Origin of the sequence: Rhizobium sp. PEPV16 (assembly GCF_008919455.1) — a bacterium.
In the GTDB taxonomy this organism is placed as follows: domain Bacteria; phylum Pseudomonadota; class Alphaproteobacteria; order Rhizobiales; family Rhizobiaceae; genus Rhizobium; species Rhizobium leguminosarum_Q.
On the sequence record NZ_VSZV01000350.1, the window covers coordinates 94,895 to 113,518 of the forward strand.

The window sequence follows — 18,624 nt, forward strand, 5'->3', positions numbered from 1 at the left end:
CTGTTCAGAGCAGTTGCTGTGAGCGTGGCAAGGTAGGTGAATTTGCTTGAGGGTTGTGCCGCGTGGCCCCTCATCCGCCTGCCGGCACCTTCTCCCCGCTGGGGCGAAGGGGTTATGCCGCGAGGTCTCGAGTCCCTCTTCTCCCCAGCGGGGAGAAGGTGCCCGTAGGGCGGATGAGGGGGCGGCTTGTGTCAGCGCTTCATCAGGCCGCTTGTCGGCTGCGACCCTTGACGCTCACTTTCCAGCGCCTCGAAGCGCAAGGCCATCTCCTTCATCTGCTCCTGCAGCCGCGTTACCTCGTCCTTCAGCCGCTCGTTTTCGGCGGCAAAGGCCGAGGCGGCACTGGAGTTTTCAGCGGTTGCCAGATAGGCCCGGGCGGCAGCGACAAGCTCGTTCGCCCCCATGCCGATCTTCTGCTTGACGGTATCGGAGAGTGCTGCGAGCTGTTCGACGGTGTAGATATTGACCGCCTCCAGCTCCTTGATCTGGCTGGGCTTCAGATAGGGCCATTGCGAAAGCGGTGTCCCGGTCAGCTGCTCACGAGCGGCAGCGCCTTCCTTGAAGCGCTTATAGGCATCGGAAAAGCGCTGCTTGTCGTTTTCGGTCACCTCGCGATAGACTTCGGTGTGTTTGTCGCCCGAGATGAAGATGCGGACGAATTCCTTGTCGGCGAAAATCGGCCGGCCTTCCTTCTCCGTCAGAAAGGTCTGTTCGACCGGTTCGAGGCTGAAGGAGGCATAAATTCCGGTGCTGTTGTCGGGCATGGTGCGTGTCTCGCTGTTGATGGCGGGGAAATGGGGAACGGGCACCGAAGCGCCTCGGGCGTCATCCTCGGCCTTGTGCCGAGGATCTGCTGCAGATGCTCGGGACAAGCCCGAGCATGACGAACGGGAAGTGAGCAGTCTGAACGGGCGCCGAAGCGCCCGTGGAGATCGACGTCTTGGTTTAGTTCACCTTCGACAGGAACGGACGCATCAGCGTTGCCTCGAGCACGCCCGTTGCGGTGATGGTAATGCCGGTGCCGTTGGCGGTGGCGTTGGCCGAGAGGGTGATGCTCTGGACGACGCCGCTCGGGCTGTAGGTGATGCCCGAGATGGTGGTGCCGCCTGATATGCCGGTGCCGGAGACGGCCGCGCCGATGAACGGGCCGGAACCGGCATTGAGGCCGGAAAGGCTCGTCAACAGGTTGGAGCCGTTGACCGTGGTTGCGGTAAAGGTCTGGTTGGCCGCCGCAAAGTTGACATTGGCGATGGCCTTGGTGGTTGCCGTGGCCGATGCCGGGGCGCTCGCCTGGCCTGCCGTGTTCGTGGTTTCGGCAACGACAAGGGCCGCCGTTGCGGTTGCGACCAATGCCGGCGCCTGGCCATTGCGCTGCAGCCAGATGTAATAGGTGCCTGCTGCAAGGGTGATGGCACCGACCGGGCCGCCGGTCAGGGTCGGAGGCTGGGCAGCACCGGAAAAGACCCCGCAGCGCTGGCCGACGACGGCGGCCGCCGTGGTCAGCAGCGAGGCGACATAATCCCTCGTCCACTGGAACCATTGGCCGGGCTGAAGGGTCGTCTGCGAGGCCAGCACAAGCTGGCAATAGACCCATTCGGATTCGCGGTCTCCGCCGGCAACAGTGCCGAGGGAGAAGTTCGGGCCCGGAATACCGGAGCCGGAAACGATCGGGCCTTCGACGACGAACGGGTTCGCGCCAAGACGATCGGACTGGATTGAAGCGACCGACATTTGCTTTTCCTTTCGTTGACGATCAGGCGAACAGCACGCCCTGCAGGAAGGCGTTGTTCATGGTGAGGTTGCCGGCGAAGCCCATGAGCTGCACGAAGGCGTCCTGGTTGGTGTTCATGCGCTCGTCGCCGATCGGAGCCATGTCGCGGTCGCGATGCGGGCGGTAGAACAGGTACTTGGTGTTCAGGAAGAACATCTGGTTGAGCGGCGCGCCGCCGCCGAAGCCGCCGTCGAAAATCACGTCGGCGCCCATGTACTGCAGCGACTGGAAGCCGGCCATGCCCTTGTCCGCCGAGGTGATGCGCTGGATTGCCTGCAGCGATTCCCAGTAGAGGCGGAAGAAGTTGTTGTCGGCGACGACAAGGTCAGGCGCGTCGGAGCCGCGAACGCAGGACATGTAGAGCCGGTTCATGTAGCTCTGGATGTTGGCATTCGAGGCGGCGGCACCACCATCGGCCGAGGCCGAGAATTTCTGGTTGCGCCAGAAACCCCAGGTGGCGCGCGAAATGCCGCCGACGGTGCCTGAAGTCGGCGAGGTCGAGATCAACAGCTGCAACCCGCCGATCTGACGCCCGCCATCGGCGGTGCCATCGGAATAGCAGTCGAGCGCGATGTTATTCTTCAGCGTCGTTTCGGCGTTTTCGATGCGCTGCTCGAGCAGATCGAGGATCGCGTCCTCGCCGGAATTCTGCAGCTGTTCGAGGCCTGACATCGAGACGGCGACCGCGGCCTGCTTGAGGTCATATTCGGCAGCGGTGATGACGTCGGAGGGCTGAACATTGAGGATATCGTAGCCGGAATAGCGCTTGAAGGTCGAATTTTCCTGGTACTGCAGTTCCTGGACGATGGTGCGGCCGCCGGAGATGGGCTTCCTGCGGCCGCGGCTGTTCAGACGGGTGAGAAGACCGTTGTTCTTCGTCACGTCGTCGGCGACCGTGCCGCTGCGGTTGCGCAGCGTCGTGGTCACGATTTCAGAGAGGTTGGGCGAGATGGGCATTGATCATTCCTTTGATCAGACTTGACCGCGCGAAAAACGCATGGCGTCGCGCAGCGAGTCTCGGATTGAGGTGGGCTGGCCTCTTGCCGCATCGCGGGTCGGGCCCGGCGCGAAAGAACCAGAGATGGATCGCGAGGCGCGGCGGGCTTGATCTGCCGCTGCTGCCTTCTGGGCTTGCTGTTCTCGGACGGGTGCCTGCGCAGTCTGGCTGATCAACTGCCGACGAATGTCCGGGCGCATCCAGCATGCGGCGTCGTAGGCGTCCTGAAGCGATGATGCCCGCCCTGCGTTGATAAGGGCGATCATGTCATCAAGCACGTCATCGGCGTGCGCGTTTGCCGGGTCGGAAAGGAAGGCATCGACTTGAGTTTCGGTGTCCCTTTTCCGCAAAACATGTTCGACCGTCGCCTCGACGTTGACGTGTCGAGGCTGCGGTCCTCCTTGCTGTAGTCCGGGCTGTGGTCCGGCCTGCTGCGAACTCCGCTGCAGGACGTGATCCATCTGGCCATTGACCAGGGCATGAAGATTGACCCCGGCCATCCTGGCGACGTGAACGACGGTGTTGACGGGATCGTGGATGAGCGCCTTTTCCCAGTCGATCGCCCGGCGCATGACATCGGCATGGGTCATGCCGGCCTGGCTGAGGAGCGGCGTGAACTCCTCGAGGCCCTTGTAATCCTGCAGGACGCGGAAGCCGTTATCGATCTCCTGTTCCCGCTTGGTAATGGCCGCCTGCACTTCTCCGGGAAGGGTCGCGAATTGCGCCTTGGCTTCCGCCGACCAGCCGGGCGGAACCCGGCTGCCGATGCTGGCCGGCTGTTCCCGGGTCTGCATCTGGGTCTGTGCTTGGGGCGTCTGCTGAGCGGCGTTTGCCGCGGGCGCCTGCCCTGTCCTCGCCGCCGCTGCGGCTTGCTCCTGCCCCTTGGCCAGGAAGCGGCCGTTTTCCCCGTCGCGCGGCTGGCCGGCGATATCGCCCGGTCCATTGCCTTCGACGGTGTCGATCGCCGCCTTCAGGCTGTCGCGGATGGTGACCGGCCTGTCATTCAGGGGCTTGTCATCGAACGCGCCAAAATCTTCGCTGCCGTTGCCGGCCTCGTTCAGGTCTTCCATAGGATATTCCTTTTTCGGGGATTGATGCCCGTTCAGGCGTTGTATTCGGCGTGAACTCGCCGCAGTTCTTTGCGGATCTCGTTGCGATCGGACTTCGGCGTCTCGATCGGCTGCGGCTTTTCGTTGCCGATCTCAACCACGCCGGCCGATCGATAGGCCGAACGCAGCTTGGCTTTCGAGGTGTAATGCCTGCCATCATGCATCGACTGGATGTCGATGCTGTCGCTGACGAAATGCGGTGCCGGCAGATCGGACTGCGCCGGGTTCTCAGGCGGCATGCAGTTGTGTGGCCATTTGTCGAGCTGGTGCCAGCCGCCGCAGACGCGGCAATAGCGTTCTCTCATCTTTCACTCCGTTCACTGATAGGCGGGCTGCTGCGCCTGGAACTGCTGCAAGGCCTGCGCCGCCGCCTCGCCGCGCGCCTGCTCGACCACGGCGCGATGCTCGATCTCGGCCTGGGCGACGCCAAGCTCGGCTTTGCGCTGTTCCGCACCCGCCTTCACTTCAGCCGTTTTCAGCTTGATCATCTGCTCGGCCGGCGGCTCCGGCGGTGGATTTGGCGCGGTGGCGGCCTCGGAGAGCTGGGCGCCGACCTGCTCCAGCGTGCTTTCGAGCTGGCGCCCGGCCCGGAAGCCGCGGGCGGCAAAGAGCAGCGTCTCGACCATCACGGGCACCAGCATCGGGTTCTGCTGCGCCATGGCGCCCGCCTGCTGCAGGAAGCCGCCGATCATCTGCACGAATTCCATGCGGCGCTGCTTTTCGGCGTCCTCGTCGGGCTCGATGGTCGAATCCGTTTCGATATCGATCTGGAAGCCGCGGATGCTGTCATTGCGCAGGAGCTGCACCACCTCGTCGATCGTCGGCTGCTGCATCATCCGCTCAAGTTGCTGCGGCATCTGCGGCGGCGGTGGTGCGGGTTGCCCCATCTGCTCCGCACGCGCCGCTGTCTGCTGTGCGGCCATCTGCATCTGCTGCATCTGCAGCTGAACCTGCTGCTTCTCGGCCATTGTCGGCAGCTTGATGCCGCTGACCAGCATCAGCGTTTCCGGCTGGAACTGGTCGCAGATGATTTCACCGGCAAGGCGGATGATATCGCGGGCAAAGCGGGCAAGCTCGGCCTGACGGTCGCGGATGCGGATCGAGCCCCACTGGCTCTTGATCCGCTGCGCCGTCGCCGTCTCCGACGCCTGCGTATCGCCGCGGACGATGTCGGAAATGCCGGTGATCTGGTAGACGTCCTCGATCAGCTGCTTGCGGGCCTGGATGCAGGCGATGATCACCTTCTGCACCTCATCGATCGGCAGCGTCACGATGGCTTTCGAGCCGCCCTTATCGGTGAAGGCTGCCCATTCCGGGATCGGCACCATCACCGTGTCGTTTTCCGGCCGCATCGCCTTCTCGATCGCCGGCGAGATCGCGCCATCGCCGGAGGGATAGAACACCTTCAGCCGCAACTGATCGGTCAGCTTGTTGACGCGCTTCGTCAGCAGATCGATCTCGTCACATTGCTGCTGATAATAGACATAGTCGGGCACCGGGATCAGCGAGCTCGTCGACATCGTGCCGTAGGCCGGGCGCGGGCAAGGCCAGAAATGCGTCAGATCGAGCGGCGGCTCCGATACTTCGAGCGCCACCGGCGCACCATCGGCGATCCACACGGTATAGTTTTCGCTCTTGCACCAGATCTCCCAGACATGGGTCTTGCCTTCGTTCTCGGCGCGCTCCGTCCGGTTGCTGCCCTTGTTGCTGCCGGCAGCCTGAGCTGAGAGCGATGTCATGGCGTCGGGGCCGAAGCGCTTCTCCATCTCCTCGTCAGTCATCGGCACGCGCCGCGCCACCCATGTCACATCCTTCCAGCGCCGCGCCGGCGAATGCAGGAAATCGGACCAGTGCACATAATCGATGCACACACGCTCGTCGCTGATCGCCTCGGGCGGCGCTCCGCCATCCTCGCCCATGCCGCCGAGGAGACCTTCGGGCAAGCCCCTATTCGCAGGCGCGTCGGAAGGCTGGACGCCCATGTCGAGCGGCTCGAAATCGGCCTCGTAGCGCAGCCAAACCGTGCCGCGGGCACAGAGCAGGAAATCATCGCGCACCGCCCGCATGATCGAATCAATATCGGCTTCGTCGCCCATATAGGCGAGATTGCGTTCGACCAGTTCCGAGGCCATGCGCGCCACCGGCTGGGCGTCCTTGAAGCGGCGCTCGACGACGGGCTGCGGCACCCGGGCATAGACGGCCGGCTGCAGCACCGAAGTGTTTGCCCACAGCATCGGAAACCTTCGCTTGGCCGCATTCGTCTGGTCCGACTGCTGGTCGAGATAGATCTTCTCGATCTTGACGCAGCGGTCATGCCAGGACTTGAAATAGCGCTCAGCGCGTTCGAGCTCCTGCTGCCAACGGGCGCCGACCTTTGCCAGGTCCCATTGCTGCCCGCCCTCCAAAGCCGTTGTTTCGTCTTCCATCAAACACGCTCGCTATATGCAGGGGTGGAATCGGCAAATTCGTTGAAGGTCATCGTCTGGAAGGTCGGCAGGGTTTTCGCTTGCGGCTTCAGCGGTTCGGGCGCCAAGCCGGTGAAGATGATCGCCAGCCCGCCGAAAGCGTCAGCACCATGCGAAGCCCAGTTATGCAGCGGCTCATCGCGGAAGACGCTCAAATCCTCGTCCCAGTCCTTGCGGTAGTTCCTCAGGCACTTGATGCCCTGGATGCAGCCGGCCTGGTCGAATTCGATCTTTGCCAGAATGCGCCTGGTGCCGTTGATCCGGTCATGGACATAGGCGCGCTCGATCTTGCGGACGGTGCCGAGACCTCGGGCCTTGACCTCTCTCAGCATGACTTCGATGCGGGTCATGCCGCCGCGCGTCCATTCCCTGACCTTGATGTCATGTGGCATGTTGTGGACGCCGTAGACGTAGCCATGCTCGGCGCCGCGCCGCTCCAGCTCGTCGAGCATGCCGTCCATGCCGGTGCCGGTATGCTCGAAATAGCCGATCATCCTGACACGGCCGGGCAGCACCTGAAACAACCAGACGCTGTTGGTATCATCCATGCCGATGTCTGAAATGGTATGGACGGGATAACCGTCCACATGCGGGAAGACCCCAATGCGCTCCTCGGCATCGGCCACCGCCATCTGATCGGCGTAGTAGGCGCCCTCGACGCTCGCCTCGAAAGCTTCTGCCGGTGTCGAGGGGTATTCGCGCTTCATGTCGCCGAGCTGGGTTTCGGCCTTCTTGACGTACCAAGCCTTCTGCCGGTCCGTCAGCGTGATGCCCTGGTCGGCCAGGTTGCGGAAATACTTTGCGAAAGCATCGGTGATGATGACGCCTTCAGGCGGGATCGCATATTGCGGCTCCTTCCACCAGGGGAAGAAATGGAACTTGAAATCCAGTTCGGTGAGTTTTGCCGCCTGGCGCTGCTTGACCTGGCCATCTTCGCAGAGAGTGTAGAAATGTCCTTCCTGGCCTTCCGCCGTGCTTTCGACGAAGACCAACTGGCCGGCCTGCACCGTATTCAAAGCACCGGTGCGGACTTCCCTGGCCTTCTGCGGATACTTCGCGCAAAGCTTTCCATATTCGGAGATATGCAGATACTGCAGCGTTCCCGATCGCAGCGAGGTGCCGACACGGATGCTCGAATTATTGCCAAGCAGCAGTTCGGTCTGGTTGGCTCTGACGACAGGCACGGCGTTACGAATGCCGTCGGGCAGATTGTCATAGGGATATTTGATCTTGTCCCTGAAGATCGTCTGCACGTCGCCCAGCGTATGGGCGATCGTGCCGGCGCGGATATCCCGGTTGAAGACGCAGGCATCGAGCATAAAGATCTGAATGAAGGTCGTAAGACCCAGCTGGCGGGCCTTGAGCAGCACGTTGAGATAATGCATCTCTTCGAAAAAGGTCATCTGCGTCCAGTTCATCTCGAACCTGACACGTCTGCCCGATTTGTCGGTGATCCAATAGAGGTTGTTCAGCCGCCACCGCCAGTTGGAAAACTGGTCAACCGCCGTTTGGAAGTCCGCGCGTCTTGCCATTGATATCTTCCAGCAACTGCGAAACTTCGCTCGCGACGACGCCACGGTCGGGCTCGACCTTGGAACCGTATTTCTTCGGCTTCAGCTTCTCGGCGACCCATTGGCGGGTGGCGATGCGCAGCTGCGAACGCCTTATGGCCTCGCCATTCTCCTGCCAGCCCGTGGTCTCGCCGCTCGCATTCTTCTTTTCGATCCAGTCGTCTGCGCGGTCATCGGCAATCTCGACCATCTCGTCGACAAAGCCATCCGCCTGAATCTCGCGCGCCAGGGCGTACTTGACCCGAAACGCTGCCTTGTTCTCATCGGCGAGCCACGAGAGCACGCTGGACATTGCCGGCATCTCTTCATCCCGGCAGATCGACCGCAGGCTCTCTCTGTCGGCGATGCGCTCGCAAATCCTGTCGGCAATCGCCTGGGTGAACTTGATCGGTCTGCCCATATGGCGTCGTTTCTGGAGGGTTCTAGAATAGCGCGACGATGTTGGAGGCCGTGGTCCCGGTCAGCGCCACGATGGCGGCATGAACCGGCAGGATCGTCCCAGCCGGCACGCTCTTGAAGATGACCGGATCCATGTCCCGACACGGCGCAATGGCAACATCGCCCGCCGTGCCGATATAAAGCGCGCGCGCACCGACGATGGCGCTATCATTCGGCGTCACCACTGCGGCCCGCGAGGCCGGGGCAATCGAAGGGTCCATTGCAGTTCTCCTTGGAAGAGGCGCGCGCTACCCCGGCCCGATCCCGATGTGATCGAAGATGAGAGGTCAGGCGGAAGTGGATGAGGTTCAACGACGAGCTGGGAGCTGGCCGGACGGTGACAGACACACCGATCGGGGGCGGCGTCGACCTGGCCGACATCACCTTCTGGATTCAAATTTCGCAGCTTGGATTTACGGTAGTCTTAACTGATTTGCCGGGGGGTGATCAACGGCTAATCGTGGTCTGGCATCAGTTCGAAATTAAACCACGGTCAACCGAGTGGGGGCCAGAATGCCATCCGCTGCTACGGCGGCGGATTTGGCGGATACCACCCCCACCCTCCGTCATCCTCGGGCTTGTCCCGAGGATCCATGCCCGCTGCCAATGGAGGCCAACGTAGATCCTCGGGACAAGCCCGAGGATGACGGAGCAAGAGGTAAGCTCTGCGGCAAACTCGCGATGGTGGGTCAGTGACGCTGACGGATGTCACTGGCTCCATCAGCGTGGTGGTGGCCGGCCTCGCGATCTGGTTCGGCATGTCACCGTTGATCAGCCGGCGGCGCCGATTTGGTCGACACCACCTCTGGACTCAAATTTCGCAGCTTGGATTTACGGTAGTGATAAATGATCCGCCAGGGGGTGATCAAGGGCTAATTGTGGTCGTGGGCAGTCTGGAATCTAGCCTGCGCAACCCAGTCGGCGCCAGAACGGCTTACCCCGTGCCGGCGGCGGATTTGGCAAAACGCGCTCACCACCCTCCGTCATCCTCGGCCTTGAGCCGAGGATCCATGCCCGCTGCTGGTGGAGGCCAAGGTAGATCCTCGGGTCAAGCCCGAGGATGACGGAGCAAGGGGTACGCTCAGTGGCAAATCCATGGTGGTGGCTCAGTGACACTGGCCGCAATTATCAACTCAATCGGCATGGTGTTGGCCGACGCCGACTTGGTCGACATCACCTCTGGATTCAAATTTCGCAGCCTGGATTTACGGTAGTCATAACGGATCTGCCAGGGGGTGATCAAGGGCTTTTGATCGCGGGCATGCGCCGGTTTGAAATCGACCCAATCGGCGGCAGAACGCCTCACCGCTTTGCGAGCCTTCACGTCCGGCGTACAATGAGCAGGCTGTTGATCAAACGGTGGAGAAGTTCGGTGAAAACCACGAGACTTTTTCTTTGCCTCGTCGCTTTTCTCAGCGTCACGCTCGCTGGAAACCCAGCTGATGCCGACGAACTGGTTCACTTCGAAAGCGCGCCCGTAAAGCTAAGCCCATTTCGAATAAGCAAGGCTAGGGAACAGGGAGAAATTCTTTCTCAACCGCAAGGCACGCCCCTGCTTGGATATCTATCCCGCCCCGAGGGTGATGGCCCCTTCCCGGCGGTCGTCGTCCTGCATGGATGCGAGGGTATGCGGTTGAGCATCAATGAGCTTTGGCCGAAACGGCTGGTCTCATGGGGTTACGTCGTGTTGGTCGTCGATAGCTTCACCACCCGCAACATCAAGGACACATGTCAAAGCCATCTCCCCGATCGCGTCTTCGACGCCTATGGCGCTTTGAATTTCTTATCGAAACAAAGCTTCGTTGATGCCAGGCGCGTTGCCCTGATGGGCTTTTCAACCGGCGGCACGGCGACGCTGGAGGGAACGAAAATCGAAGGCAACGAACAGCTGATGGACCACAAATTCCAGGCAGCGGTTGCCTACTATCCCCTCTGCGCGGCAACTCAGGGCGATGCGACGGTGCCGATCCTGATTTTGACTGGCGATCGAGACAATTGGAGCCCGGCCGACCGATGCCGGAAGAGGCTTGCCCGTCTCAGTGACAATAGCCCGCCGATCGAGCTCAATATCTACAAGGGTACCTACCACGATTTCGATGCCCCGGAGTTCAAGGTGGGAAGGAAGGTGTTGGGTCACATCGAAAAATACAATCCGGACGCCGCAGGAATGTCCATCCGCAGCGTTCGCACATTCCTTCGAAACTACCTCTCGAACTAAAGCCCGAGCTTGGAGCGCGCCGCCGGCAATTTGGCGGTAACGCGCCCATGCCCTCCGTCATTCCAAGCCTCGAGCCTGGGATCTATGCTCGCCGCCCGCGGAGGCACTAGCGCAAGAGCATCGCCTTCAGTCGCTGTTGCAAAACAGGAGATTCGACAGCCATTCGAACCAGACTGAGCGCAAAACGCATAGCCGGCGTGAAGGGCAGCCAATGTTGCAGACGATCCAGCAACTCCTCCGACATCATGTCTTCGAGCGGACCGGCGCCCAATTGACCGAGCGCCTTTTCGTGCCCGGGCAATTGGGCTTGATCAATAATGGCGAGCACCCGTTTCAAGACGATCTCGCTCGGGTCGTGCAGCAAAAGCGTCGACCAATACCATTCGCCGGGATCTGCGAGATAGGCCTCTACATAGGCTTCGGCGGTAAGCGGTGGCTTTCCAAAAGCCGTCATATCCGGCAGCCACGTCAGATCCGATGTAAGCGCACTGCGTGTGAACGCGTCGACCGCTGGCGTGTCGGCGGTGCGTTTTCCCGAGCGCGGCTTGCTACGGTTTTTCTTGGTCACTTCTACGCCTTCTGCATGCGCAGCTTATTCTACGGTTTCTTGAGGACTGACGTCTCGACCCAAACATTCAACAGGTCTTCACCAACGACGACGACTGTCACCCACGTAGTCTGGCCCTCGATCAAAAAGGCCGTGCCGCTTTGCTTGCGGTCTTTCGTTACTGAACCCAACGACGCTGCCACGAGGCCACCTTCGAAGGCTTCGATCTCAGCGCTCGAACAACGTAGATCCTCCGAACGATCCGCCGCCAAGACGGCAAAATAATCGAGCGTACAGGTAGCAGAAAAGAGCCTTCGGTATTCCTGATAATACATGGCGAACCGCAATCCGCTCGGCATCGTGTACTGCTCGCTGCCGGTTCGAGGCTCGGAGGTCGTGTTGACGGGAGAAGAAGGCGCTTCAACGGTCCAATCGCCTCGATCAACGCCGTTGTGCAAGGCAGCCAGGCTTCGACCATTCAACACGCAAAGTTTCAAGGTGTCGTTGAGAGGGCATGCAGCCACCCCCTCCCCACTCAATAAAATCGCAATCATCAAAGCTGCAAAGAAACGCATTCAACAACCCCCAAATCAACGCGATCAAAACCCCATCGGCACCGTAGTTCAGATGCCCAAGAAAACAAGGCAGTGGCGCCAGAGCATGATACTGAAAAATGTGCGCGGCTCTCGGGCTATGTCAGGCTCTAGCGGTGCGCTTCGTCCAACGCGCATCCGCCTTCTGAACAATTAGTATTGACTCATCAATTAGCCTACGCTATTTCTTTTCCCATGACCGAAACCGCCTCCATCACCGCCGTCATGCGCGCCCTTGCCGATCCCACACGGCGGGCCGTGTTCGAACAGATCGTCAACGCCGACGAGATCACAGTCGTCGAACTGACGCGGGCAAGCAGCGTCACGCAGGGCGCGATTTCGCAGCATCTGAAGGCGCTGAAACAGGCGGGCCTCGTCGCCGAGCGTCCGGAAGGGCGGAAGGTCTATTACCGCGCCGAGCCGGAAGGCCTCGAGCCGCTTGTCGACTGGATGAGCCATTACGGCACCTTCTGGCGCGACCGCTTTGCCAATCTCAGAACATTGCTGAAGGAAATCGATCCATGACTGACGCCGCATTGAAGCATGACACGCAAGAGATCGTGGTCGACGAGGTTTTCCCGCATCGGCCGGAGACGCTCTGGAAAACGCTGACCACGGCCGAGCTGATGGGCCGCTGGCTGATGATGCCGGCGGGATTCGAGCCCGTCGAAGGCAAACATTTTACCTACCAGACGACTCCCGCCGGCGCCTGGGATGGCACCATTCACTGCCGGGTGCTGGAGGTGACGCCGAACGAGCGTCTCACCTATGCCTGGAAGGGCGGGCATGAGGGGAATGTCGGCTATGGCTCACCGCTTGACACCGTCGTCACCTTCATCCTGTCCAAGGTCGAGAACGGCACGCGGCTGCGCCTCATCCATTCCGGCTTCGTGCTGCCGAAAAACGAGACCGCCTTCCAGAAAATGGGCGAAGGCTGGAAGAAGGTCGTGAAGAATATCGGCGCCATAGCCGACGAGAAGAACTGAGGCGACCGCCGTCGCCAATACGGCGTTTTATCAGGAGAGAGACATGAGCAAGCCTTACACCGGCGGATGCGCCTGCGGTGCGATCCACTATGAAATCACAGCCGAGCCGATCGCGATGAACGACTGCCAATGCCGCGACTGTCAGTCTTCAAGCGGCACCGGGCACGGATCCTATCTGACTTTCCCGAGCCGGCAGGCGGTGAAACTGGAAGGTCAGGCGACACATTGGCAGATGGTCGCCGACAACGGCAACGTCAAGACCCGCGGCTTCTGCCCCGCCTGCGGCGCGCCGGTCTATATGACCTTCTCCTACATGCCTGACTTCTTCACCATTCATGCCGCAAGCCTCGACGAGCCCGGCCGTTATCAGCCGCAGATGGTAACCTACACCGCGCGCGGCCTTGCCTGGGACAAGACCGATCCGGCTGCGCAAAAATTCGAGGGAATGCCGCCGATGTGAGACGGGGCAGCGGCCTGTCAGATTGTGCAATCGACGGTCGGACTGTCGCGAGCCGGTCGCAGGCCGCGTCTCACGCGTGCGCCGAGCGCCAATGCGGATTTTTCAAATGAAGCGAACCATGTTTGTCTCCAGCCGGCTTGATGCGAAGCTGATCCGGGCGTAATCCAGAACCCAGCCACCCTCTCCTTCGACACCAATCTGAAACGACCCCATGGCGCACTCCCTCAACTCAGCCCCATCGCCCGCCGGCGGCCCCAACCAGCCGAAACTTGATACTGACGACATCTGGCAGGCCCGCGTCGATCTTGCCGCCTGCTTCCGGATGGCGGCAAGGCTCGGCATGGAGGAAGGGATCTGCAACCACTTCTCGGCCATCGTTCCCGGCTATGACGACCTGTTCATCGTCAATCCTTACGGCTACGCTTTCGCCGAACTGACGGCCTCGATGCTGTTGATCTGCGACTTTCACGGCAATGTGGTGTCGGGCAGCGGACAGCCTGAGGCCACCGCCTTTTACATCCACGCCAGGATTCACAAGAACATTCCCCGCGCCAAGGCGGCGTTCCACACCCATATGCCTTATGCCACCGCCCTTTCGATGACGGAGGGCGATCCCCTGATCTTTGCCGGGCAGACCGCATTGAAATTCTATGGACGCACGGCCGTCGACCAGAACTACAACGGCCTGGCGCTCGACGCGCGCGAAGGCGATCGGATCGCGGCCGCAATCGGCGATGCCGACATCGTCTTCATGAAGCACCACGGCGTGATGGTCTGCGCACCCAATATCGCCGAGGCCTGGGACGATCTCTACTACCTCGAGCGCGCCTGCGAAGTGCAGACGCTCGCCCTGTCGACCGGACGCGAAGTCCTTGCCGTCGCGCCTGAGATCGCCGAAGCGGCCTACCGGCAAATGCGCGAAGGAGACCCGGAGTCGGCCCGGCTCCATCTGGAGTCCGTGAAGCGCACGCTCGATCGTAGCGAGCCGGAATACAAGCGCTGAGCCGCAGACTGCGTCTTACGCGTGCGCCGACCGCCAGTGGAGGCCTGCCGCTCAAAAGCCAGCCGTCCCTTAGGCGGGCCCAGCAGTAGCGAGCATGTGTCCAATGTCCGCTCCGCGCAGCGATCCCGTGATAGCGGGCGTTGCGGGAGATAGCTGCCCTCGGCTTATCGCCGGCAACCTCTAAGCCTTGCCCAGATGCTTCGGCCAGAATTCCTGATGGATTTCGGCGGCTTCGTCTTCGAGGTTCGTCGGGCCAACCACAGTGACGATGCGCGCGCCGGTTTGCAACACCGCCCGGCTCGGCACGTTCAACCCGATCCCGGCGATCTCGCCAAGCCGCGTTTCGGAGCATGCAAACACCATGCGCCCGATGCCCGACCAGTAAATTGCCCCGGAGCACATCGCGCACGGCTCCGTGCTGGTATAAAGCGTGCAGTCGGCGAGAAAAGCAGTGTCGTAATGCTGCGCCGCCAGTTTGACCAGGTTCATCTCGGCGTGGTTGGTCATATCGTGGCCGCTGAAGACGCTGTTTTCGGCGCGCAGGATGACTTCGCCGTCCTTCACCAGCACCGAGCCAAACGGTTCGTCGCCGTGCTCCATCGCGGATTTCGAAAGCGCAATCGCCTCGCGTAAAAACGGCTCATGGTTTTCCATCAGAGTCCCCCCAGCTAGAGCGGGATGATCTTGTCTTGAATTGGAGGGATTTCCAAGGGGCTGCAAACAGGGGTGAGGTGGGTCAGTACGCACCGCCACCTGTTACCCTCCCGGTGATAGACGTCGGTGATCCATTCGTCGGCTGATATCGGTTCGCCACGGAACGTGCCGGTGTTCTGCCCGCGGCCGGTAACCGTGGCGACATTGCCGAGCAGATGGACGTGATGCGTCGTCTTGGTCATCGTGTCATGGCTCAGAACACCGGATCCGATCGCCGAAAGAATGGCCTGTGCAGGGATGGGGCCACGTTCAGGCGTCACCAGCACCCAGTCCTGCGTGATGCAGGCGGCGATCCGGGCGGGATCGTTGGAAACCATCGCCGCGTTGAAGGCGCGCTCGGCCTCCTCGAGCGCTTCAAGGGCTGCGGCACTCACGCCGACATGTCCTCGTTCCAGCGGCGTTGCATCTCCTCAGGCGTGACCTGCTCGATGGTTTGCGACAACATCCAGCGATGACCGAAGGGATCAAGCACCTGCGCCACCCGCTCGCCGAAACTCTGATCGGTCGCCGGGCGCAGCATCGTCGCCCCGGCCGACAGCGCCTGCGCCAGTGCTTCGTCGGTCGACACCGTGTCCATGTGGAAGGTCACCGGCGAGCCTCCGATGGTATCGGGAGACAGGGCACCGAAGTCCGGATATTCGTCTGCCAACATCATCAGCGTCTCTCCGAAACGCAGCTCCGCATGGCCGATCCGCCCGTCCGAAGGATCGGTCATGCGGAAGACTTCCGTGGCGCCGAAAGCCTCCTTGTAGAAGTCGATAGCCCGTGCCGCATCCTTGACGATGAAGTAGGCGCTCACTTTTCGGGCAAAACTCGGCATGGTGATCCTCCTTGACTGGGTCTTATATTAACGTTACGTATCGTAAAGATATGAGTCAAGAGAATAACGCAACACCGAAGAAACGAGGGCGGCCGCCAAGCGCTGCCGCGCAGAGGCGTGCCTTGGAGGCCGCCCATGAAATCCTGATGGCCGAAGGTTTTGGCCGCATGACGATCGAAGCCGTGGCGGCGCGGTCCGGTGTCGGCAAGCCGACGATCTACCGCTCCTGGGCCAACGCACAGGAACTGGCGATGGCCGCTCTTCTGGTCAACCGGCTACCGGAAGCGGAGGTTGGAGGGGGCACGGCGCAGGCGGCTCTCGGCGCGCAGATGAGCGGACTGGTGACTGCCTTTGCAAGCACGCGCGGGCGGCAGATCACCATGGCACTTGCGGCCGCCGACCCGGAAAGCGAATTCACCAAGGCCTTCCGCAACCAGGTGATCCTGTCGAGCCGCAACGCGGGTCGTGTCATCCTGGAGGAGGCTCTGGCTCGGGGAGAGATCGTTCCGCCGCTTGATATGGAGGCGCTGCTCGACATGATCTACGGACCGGTCTTCTTCCGGCTGCTGGTCGGCCATCGCCCGGTCTCGCCGGAGTTCGGCGATGCGATCGTCAGGACCGCGTTGCGGGCCGTTGCACCGTCGGGCGCGTGAGACATGCTTTAGCCGTGATCGTCACCCGATTCGCCAAGGTGGCGCTGGACCCACTTGATCTCTTGCGATGCCGTGCGCCCGAAATGCCGTTTGAAATCGCGGCTGAACTGCGCCGGGCTTGCGTAGCCGACCGAAGCCGCCACCTCGGCGATCGTTCTCGTCCGGCGGGCGATCATCAATCTTGCTTCGTGAAGCCGCATCGCTTTGACGTATTGCATCGGACTGTTGCCGGTCAGAGCCTTGAAATGGACATGGTAGGAGGGAACGCTCATGCCCACCTCCCTTGCCAGATCGGTGACCGCGATCTCCAGGCCATAGTTTTCCCGCAGCCAGGCCAAGCTCTGAATGATCTTTCCGGATCTGCCTTTCTGCTGAAGAGCAGCGATCATCGCACCGCCTTGCGGACCGACCAGGACCCGATAGTGCAGTTCGCGCAGAATGCCGGCGCCAAGCACATCCGTCTCAACGCTGCTGCAAAGCGCCATCAGCAGGCGCAGCAGCACATCCTCGATATCGCCGGACATCCTGCTCGACATTAGACTTCTCGGCTCGTCGCCTGGCAGTTCGGCATGGTTTTCCACCTGCAATGCGATCTCGGCCGCCATCTGCATATCGAACTCGACATAGACCGCAAGCAATGGCCGCTCGGGACTGGCCGTCGACGTCATCCGGAATGGAACTGGCAGCGACACCGCCAGATAGTGCTCCTCGTCATAGAGGAAGACCTCGCCTTCAAGGATGCCCTGCTTGCTCCCCTGCAAAACGAAAACCACGCCCGGTTGATAGAGGACCGGGATGTCGTGGAGCACGGCTTCCGTGCGCAAGATGCGGACGGAAGCAAGCGCGGTCGGATTATACCCGTGACGGGGGGCGAGACGTGCGGCCAAGGCGACCATCTCCCCTCGCCTGGATAGGACACGATCACACGTCATAGGATTTGGCAACATTTTGAGAGATTCCGCAATCGATGCGCTGGCCTCTCCATACTATTTGTCAAATCGTATCCTCAATCAAGGGCTATCGCTCATGTCACAAAAGACCTTCTTCATCACAGGATCGAATTCCGGCTTCGGGCTGGCCATTGCGTCTGCGGCCCTTCAGGCGGGCCACAGGGTGATCGGCACCGTGCGCTCAGAATCCTCGCGCACAGCGCTCGCCAAAGCCCTGCCGGCCCTGCGGCCGGTCCTCTGCGACGTCACCGAGTTCGACCGTATCGATGATGTCGTCGGCCACGCGGAGGAGGAGCATGGACCTGTCGACGTGCTGATCAACAATGCCGGCTACGGCCATGAGGGCGTACTCGAGGAGTCGCCGATCGAAGAGATGCGGCGGCAGTTCGAGGTGAATGTCTTCGGCGCCGTCGCCATCGCCAAGGCATTTCTGCCGCGGTTTCGCGCGCGACGCCAAGGGTTCATCGTCAACGTCACGTCGATGGGCGGCATGATCACCATGCCCGGTATCGCCTATTACTGCGGCAGCAAGTTTGCGCTTCAAGGCATATCGGAGGTGATGCGGGCGGAAATGGCCCCGTTCGGTGTGCATGTGACGACCCTTTGCCCCGGCTCCTTCCGGACAGACTGGGCCGGACGATCGATGGTCCGCACCGAGCGGTCGATCGCCGATTATGATGCCCTCTTCGATCCGATCCGCGAGGCGCGACGGGCCGTCAGCGGCAAGCAGCGCGGCGATCCCGCCAAACTGGCAGCAGCGGTTCTGGAGCTCATCGAATCCGATAATCCGCCGCCGCAGCTTCTGCTCGGCAGCGACGCCCTCAAGCATGTGTCGGATAGGATCGTTCGCATGCAGCAGGAGATCGAGGTGTGGAAGCCTGTCACCCTCTCGACCGACGGCTGATGGAGGCGCGCAGCCTTTGACGGCCACGAACCATCGCACCGCCCTCGGTGCAGATTCTAATTTCGAGTGGTCAGGGCGAGACGTCGGTCGCAGTGCTCATTGAAAGGTTGGGCCGCCATCTGCACATCGAGCACGATCGGCATCGGCACTGAGGCATTGGCTGAAGATCATGGCATCGGTTCCGCGGCGTTCAAAAATGCCCCGACGATACGGGGCAGCTCTGGAAAAAATCGGCTCTAGAAAAGGTGTTCCAATTCTGCGAACGGAGAATACTGTAGCCGTTTGGCATTGCAGCGGTAGTCCTGATACGTATAGCCACCAAGCGCAAACCCGTATCTTTGGTCATCGTGGAAGGATCGTGTCGTCACGCCCACTCGTTCTGTGAGTCGATTTTTCGCCGTAAACCTTACGCAAATGATCCGATC

At 61.1% G+C, this 18,624-nt stretch carries 23 protein-coding genes; 7 read left to right on the top strand and 16 right to left on the bottom strand.

Features of this window, described 5'->3' with window-relative positions:
* Nucleotides 1-191: 191 nt before the first annotated feature.
* The 10 genes from FY112_RS30770 to FY112_RS38205 form a co-directional block, all read right to left on the bottom strand.
* Nucleotides 192-809 carry a hypothetical protein gene (locus tag FY112_RS30770; protein WP_246700787.1) on the bottom strand — a complete coding sequence of 206 codons (618 nt, stop codon included), beginning with the start codon at nucleotides 807-809 and terminating at the stop codon, nucleotides 192-194.
* Between the two features lie 136 nt (nucleotides 810-945).
* Nucleotides 946-1,731, bottom strand: a complete 786-nt coding sequence (locus FY112_RS30775; RefSeq protein ID WP_151520040.1) for a hypothetical protein — start codon at nucleotides 1,729-1,731, stop codon at nucleotides 946-948.
* Between the two features lie 22 nt (nucleotides 1,732-1,753).
* Nucleotides 1,754-2,728: a phage major capsid protein gene (locus FY112_RS30780; protein ID WP_151520041.1), complete on the bottom strand. Its 975-nt coding sequence runs from the start codon at nucleotides 2,726-2,728 to the stop codon at nucleotides 1,754-1,756.
* 15 nt (nucleotides 2,729-2,743) lie between these two features.
* A complete protein-coding gene (locus tag FY112_RS30785; RefSeq protein WP_151520042.1) occupies nucleotides 2,744-3,838 on the bottom strand; it encodes a hypothetical protein in 1,095 nt (364 codons plus the stop codon).
* A gap of 32 nt (nucleotides 3,839-3,870) precedes the next feature.
* Complete coding sequence (locus tag FY112_RS30790; RefSeq protein ID WP_151520043.1) at nucleotides 3,871-4,182, bottom strand: hypothetical protein; 312 nt, start codon at nucleotides 4,180-4,182, stop codon at nucleotides 3,871-3,873.
* 12 nt (nucleotides 4,183-4,194) lie between these two features.
* Nucleotides 4,195-6,303: a hypothetical protein gene (locus FY112_RS30795; protein ID WP_151520044.1), complete on the bottom strand. Its 2,109-nt coding sequence runs from the start codon at nucleotides 6,301-6,303 to the stop codon at nucleotides 4,195-4,197.
* Entirely contained in the window at nucleotides 6,303-7,874 is a 1,572-nt protein-coding gene (locus FY112_RS30800) for a terminase (RefSeq protein WP_131630238.1), read from the bottom strand. Before FY112_RS30800 ends, FY112_RS30795 begins: the two co-directional genes overlap by 1 nt.
* A complete protein-coding gene (locus FY112_RS30805; protein WP_027664938.1) occupies nucleotides 7,840-8,313 on the bottom strand; it encodes a hypothetical protein in 474 nt (157 codons plus the stop codon). Before FY112_RS30805 ends, FY112_RS30800 begins: the two co-directional genes overlap by 35 nt.
* A 22-nt stretch (nucleotides 8,314-8,335) precedes the next feature.
* Nucleotides 8,336-8,572 carry a hypothetical protein gene (locus FY112_RS30810; protein WP_131630239.1) on the bottom strand — a complete coding sequence of 79 codons (237 nt, stop codon included), beginning with the start codon at nucleotides 8,570-8,572 and terminating at the stop codon, nucleotides 8,336-8,338.
* An 860-nt stretch (nucleotides 8,573-9,432) separates the two neighbouring features.
* Nucleotides 9,433-9,813, bottom strand: a complete 381-nt coding sequence (locus FY112_RS38205) for a hypothetical protein (RefSeq protein ID WP_246700790.1) — start codon at nucleotides 9,811-9,813, stop codon at nucleotides 9,433-9,435.
* Between FY112_RS38205 and FY112_RS30815 the strand changes: the two genes are divergently transcribed.
* Nucleotides 9,724-10,569, top strand: coding sequence for a dienelactone hydrolase family protein (locus tag FY112_RS30815; protein WP_246700789.1), 846 nt, complete (start codon nucleotides 9,724-9,726; stop codon nucleotides 10,567-10,569). The genes FY112_RS38205 and FY112_RS30815 overlap by 90 nt on opposite strands.
* A 106-nt stretch (nucleotides 10,570-10,675) precedes the next feature.
* On the opposite strand, the gene FY112_RS30820 is transcribed toward FY112_RS30815, so the two are convergent.
* Nucleotides 10,676-11,137: a hypothetical protein gene (locus FY112_RS30820; protein ID WP_131708532.1), complete on the bottom strand. Its 462-nt coding sequence runs from the start codon at nucleotides 11,135-11,137 to the stop codon at nucleotides 10,676-10,678.
* Nucleotides 11,138-11,166: 29 nt separating this feature from the next.
* On the bottom strand, nucleotides 11,167-11,691 hold the full coding sequence (locus FY112_RS38210) for a hypothetical protein (RefSeq protein ID WP_246700788.1): 525 nt from the start codon (nucleotides 11,689-11,691) through the stop codon (nucleotides 11,167-11,169).
* Nucleotides 11,692-11,904: 213 nt separating this feature from the next.
* Here FY112_RS38210 and FY112_RS30830 point away from each other — a divergent pair, with 213 nt between their 5' ends.
* The 4 genes from FY112_RS30830 (at nucleotide 11,905) to FY112_RS30845 (ending at nucleotide 14,158) form a co-directional block, all read left to right on the top strand.
* Complete coding sequence (locus FY112_RS30830; RefSeq protein WP_151520045.1) at nucleotides 11,905-12,234, top strand: metalloregulator ArsR/SmtB family transcription factor; 330 nt, start codon at nucleotides 11,905-11,907, stop codon at nucleotides 12,232-12,234.
* The gene (locus FY112_RS30835) at nucleotides 12,231-12,695 is read left to right on the top strand and encodes an SRPBCC domain-containing protein (RefSeq protein WP_151520046.1); all 465 of its coding nucleotides are present in this window, start codon (nucleotides 12,231-12,233) and stop codon (nucleotides 12,693-12,695) included. Before FY112_RS30830 ends, FY112_RS30835 begins: the two co-directional genes overlap by 4 nt.
* Nucleotides 12,696-12,738: 43 nt before the next feature.
* The gene (locus FY112_RS30840) at nucleotides 12,739-13,155 is read left to right on the top strand and encodes a GFA family protein (RefSeq protein WP_151520047.1); all 417 of its coding nucleotides are present in this window, start codon (nucleotides 12,739-12,741) and stop codon (nucleotides 13,153-13,155) included.
* A 211-nt stretch (nucleotides 13,156-13,366) separates the two neighbouring features.
* Entirely contained in the window at nucleotides 13,367-14,158 is a 792-nt protein-coding gene (locus FY112_RS30845; protein ID WP_151520048.1) for an aldolase, read from the top strand.
* Between the two features lie 180 nt (nucleotides 14,159-14,338).
* Here the strand turns inward: FY112_RS30845 and FY112_RS30850 are convergent, their stop codons facing one another.
* Genes FY112_RS30850 through FY112_RS30860 form a run of 3 tightly spaced genes read right to left on the bottom strand, consistent with a single transcriptional unit; the run spans nucleotide 14,339 to nucleotide 15,692 of the window.
* The gene (locus FY112_RS30850; RefSeq protein WP_151520049.1) at nucleotides 14,339-14,812 is read right to left on the bottom strand and encodes a nucleoside deaminase; all 474 of its coding nucleotides are present in this window, start codon (nucleotides 14,810-14,812) and stop codon (nucleotides 14,339-14,341) included.
* Nucleotides 14,813-14,826: 14 nt separating this feature from the next.
* A complete protein-coding gene (locus tag FY112_RS30855; protein ID WP_151520050.1) occupies nucleotides 14,827-15,246 on the bottom strand; it encodes a nuclear transport factor 2 family protein in 420 nt (139 codons plus the stop codon).
* On the bottom strand, nucleotides 15,243-15,692 hold the full coding sequence (locus FY112_RS30860; protein WP_131623356.1) for a VOC family protein: 450 nt from the start codon (nucleotides 15,690-15,692) through the stop codon (nucleotides 15,243-15,245). The genes FY112_RS30855 and FY112_RS30860 overlap by 4 nt, the downstream gene beginning before the upstream one ends.
* Nucleotides 15,693-15,742: 50 nt before the next feature.
* On the opposite strand from FY112_RS30860, the gene FY112_RS30865 reads away from it, so the two are divergent.
* Nucleotides 15,743-16,345 (top strand): TetR/AcrR family transcriptional regulator, encoded by a 603-nt coding sequence (locus tag FY112_RS30865; RefSeq protein WP_020048985.1) that lies wholly within the window; start codon nucleotides 15,743-15,745, stop codon nucleotides 16,343-16,345.
* An 8-nt stretch (nucleotides 16,346-16,353) separates the two neighbouring features.
* Here the strand turns inward: FY112_RS30865 and FY112_RS30870 are convergent, their stop codons facing one another.
* Nucleotides 16,354-17,292, bottom strand: coding sequence for an AraC family transcriptional regulator (locus FY112_RS30870; RefSeq protein ID WP_131630247.1), 939 nt, complete (start codon nucleotides 17,290-17,292; stop codon nucleotides 16,354-16,356).
* A gap of 79 nt (nucleotides 17,293-17,371) precedes the next feature.
* Between FY112_RS30870 and FY112_RS30875 the strand changes: the two genes are divergently transcribed.
* Nucleotides 17,372-18,199, top strand: coding sequence for an oxidoreductase (locus FY112_RS30875; RefSeq protein WP_131645240.1), 828 nt, complete (start codon nucleotides 17,372-17,374; stop codon nucleotides 18,197-18,199).
* Nucleotides 18,200-18,624 lie beyond the last annotated feature (425 nt).

Coding starts and splice junctions, on each gene's coding strand:
- FY112_RS30775 (WP_151520040.1), bottom strand. CDS start 1,731: ATGTCGGTCGCTTCAATCCAGTCCGATCGTCTTGGCGCGAACCCGTTC.
- FY112_RS30780 (WP_151520041.1), bottom strand. CDS start 2,728: ATGCCCATCTCGCCCAACCTCTCTGAAATCGTGACCACGACGCTGCGC.
- FY112_RS30785 (WP_151520042.1), bottom strand. CDS start 3,838: ATGGAAGACCTGAACGAGGCCGGCAACGGCAGCGAAGATTTTGGCGCG.
- FY112_RS30790 (WP_151520043.1), bottom strand. CDS start 4,182: ATGAGAGAACGCTATTGCCGCGTCTGCGGCGGCTGGCACCAGCTCGAC.
- FY112_RS30795 (WP_151520044.1), bottom strand. CDS start 6,303: ATGGAAGACGAAACAACGGCTTTGGAGGGCGGGCAGCAATGGGACCTG.
- FY112_RS30800 (WP_131630238.1), bottom strand. CDS start 7,874: ATGGCAAGACGCGCGGACTTCCAAACGGCGGTTGACCAGTTTTCCAAC.
- FY112_RS30805 (WP_027664938.1), bottom strand. CDS start 8,313: ATGGGCAGACCGATCAAGTTCACCCAGGCGATTGCCGACAGGATTTGC.
- FY112_RS30810 (WP_131630239.1), bottom strand. CDS start 8,572: ATGGACCCTTCGATTGCCCCGGCCTCGCGGGCCGCAGTGGTGACGCCG.
- FY112_RS38210 (WP_246700788.1), bottom strand. CDS start 11,691: ATGCGTTTCTTTGCAGCTTTGATGATTGCGATTTTATTGAGTGGGGAG.
- FY112_RS30830 (WP_151520045.1), top strand. CDS start 11,905: ATGACCGAAACCGCCTCCATCACCGCCGTCATGCGCGCCCTTGCCGAT.
- FY112_RS30835 (WP_151520046.1), top strand. CDS start 12,231: ATGACTGACGCCGCATTGAAGCATGACACGCAAGAGATCGTGGTCGAC.
- FY112_RS30840 (WP_151520047.1), top strand. CDS start 12,739: ATGAGCAAGCCTTACACCGGCGGATGCGCCTGCGGTGCGATCCACTAT.
- FY112_RS30845 (WP_151520048.1), top strand. CDS start 13,367: ATGGCGCACTCCCTCAACTCAGCCCCATCGCCCGCCGGCGGCCCCAAC.
- FY112_RS30850 (WP_151520049.1), bottom strand. CDS start 14,812: ATGGAAAACCATGAGCCGTTTTTACGCGAGGCGATTGCGCTTTCGAAA.
- FY112_RS30860 (WP_131623356.1), bottom strand. CDS start 15,692: ATGCCGAGTTTTGCCCGAAAAGTGAGCGCCTACTTCATCGTCAAGGAT.
- FY112_RS30865 (WP_020048985.1), top strand. CDS start 15,743: ATGAGTCAAGAGAATAACGCAACACCGAAGAAACGAGGGCGGCCGCCA.
- FY112_RS30870 (WP_131630247.1), bottom strand. CDS start 17,292: ATGTTGCCAAATCCTATGACGTGTGATCGTGTCCTATCCAGGCGAGGG.
- FY112_RS30875 (WP_131645240.1), top strand. CDS start 17,372: ATGTCACAAAAGACCTTCTTCATCACAGGATCGAATTCCGGCTTCGGG.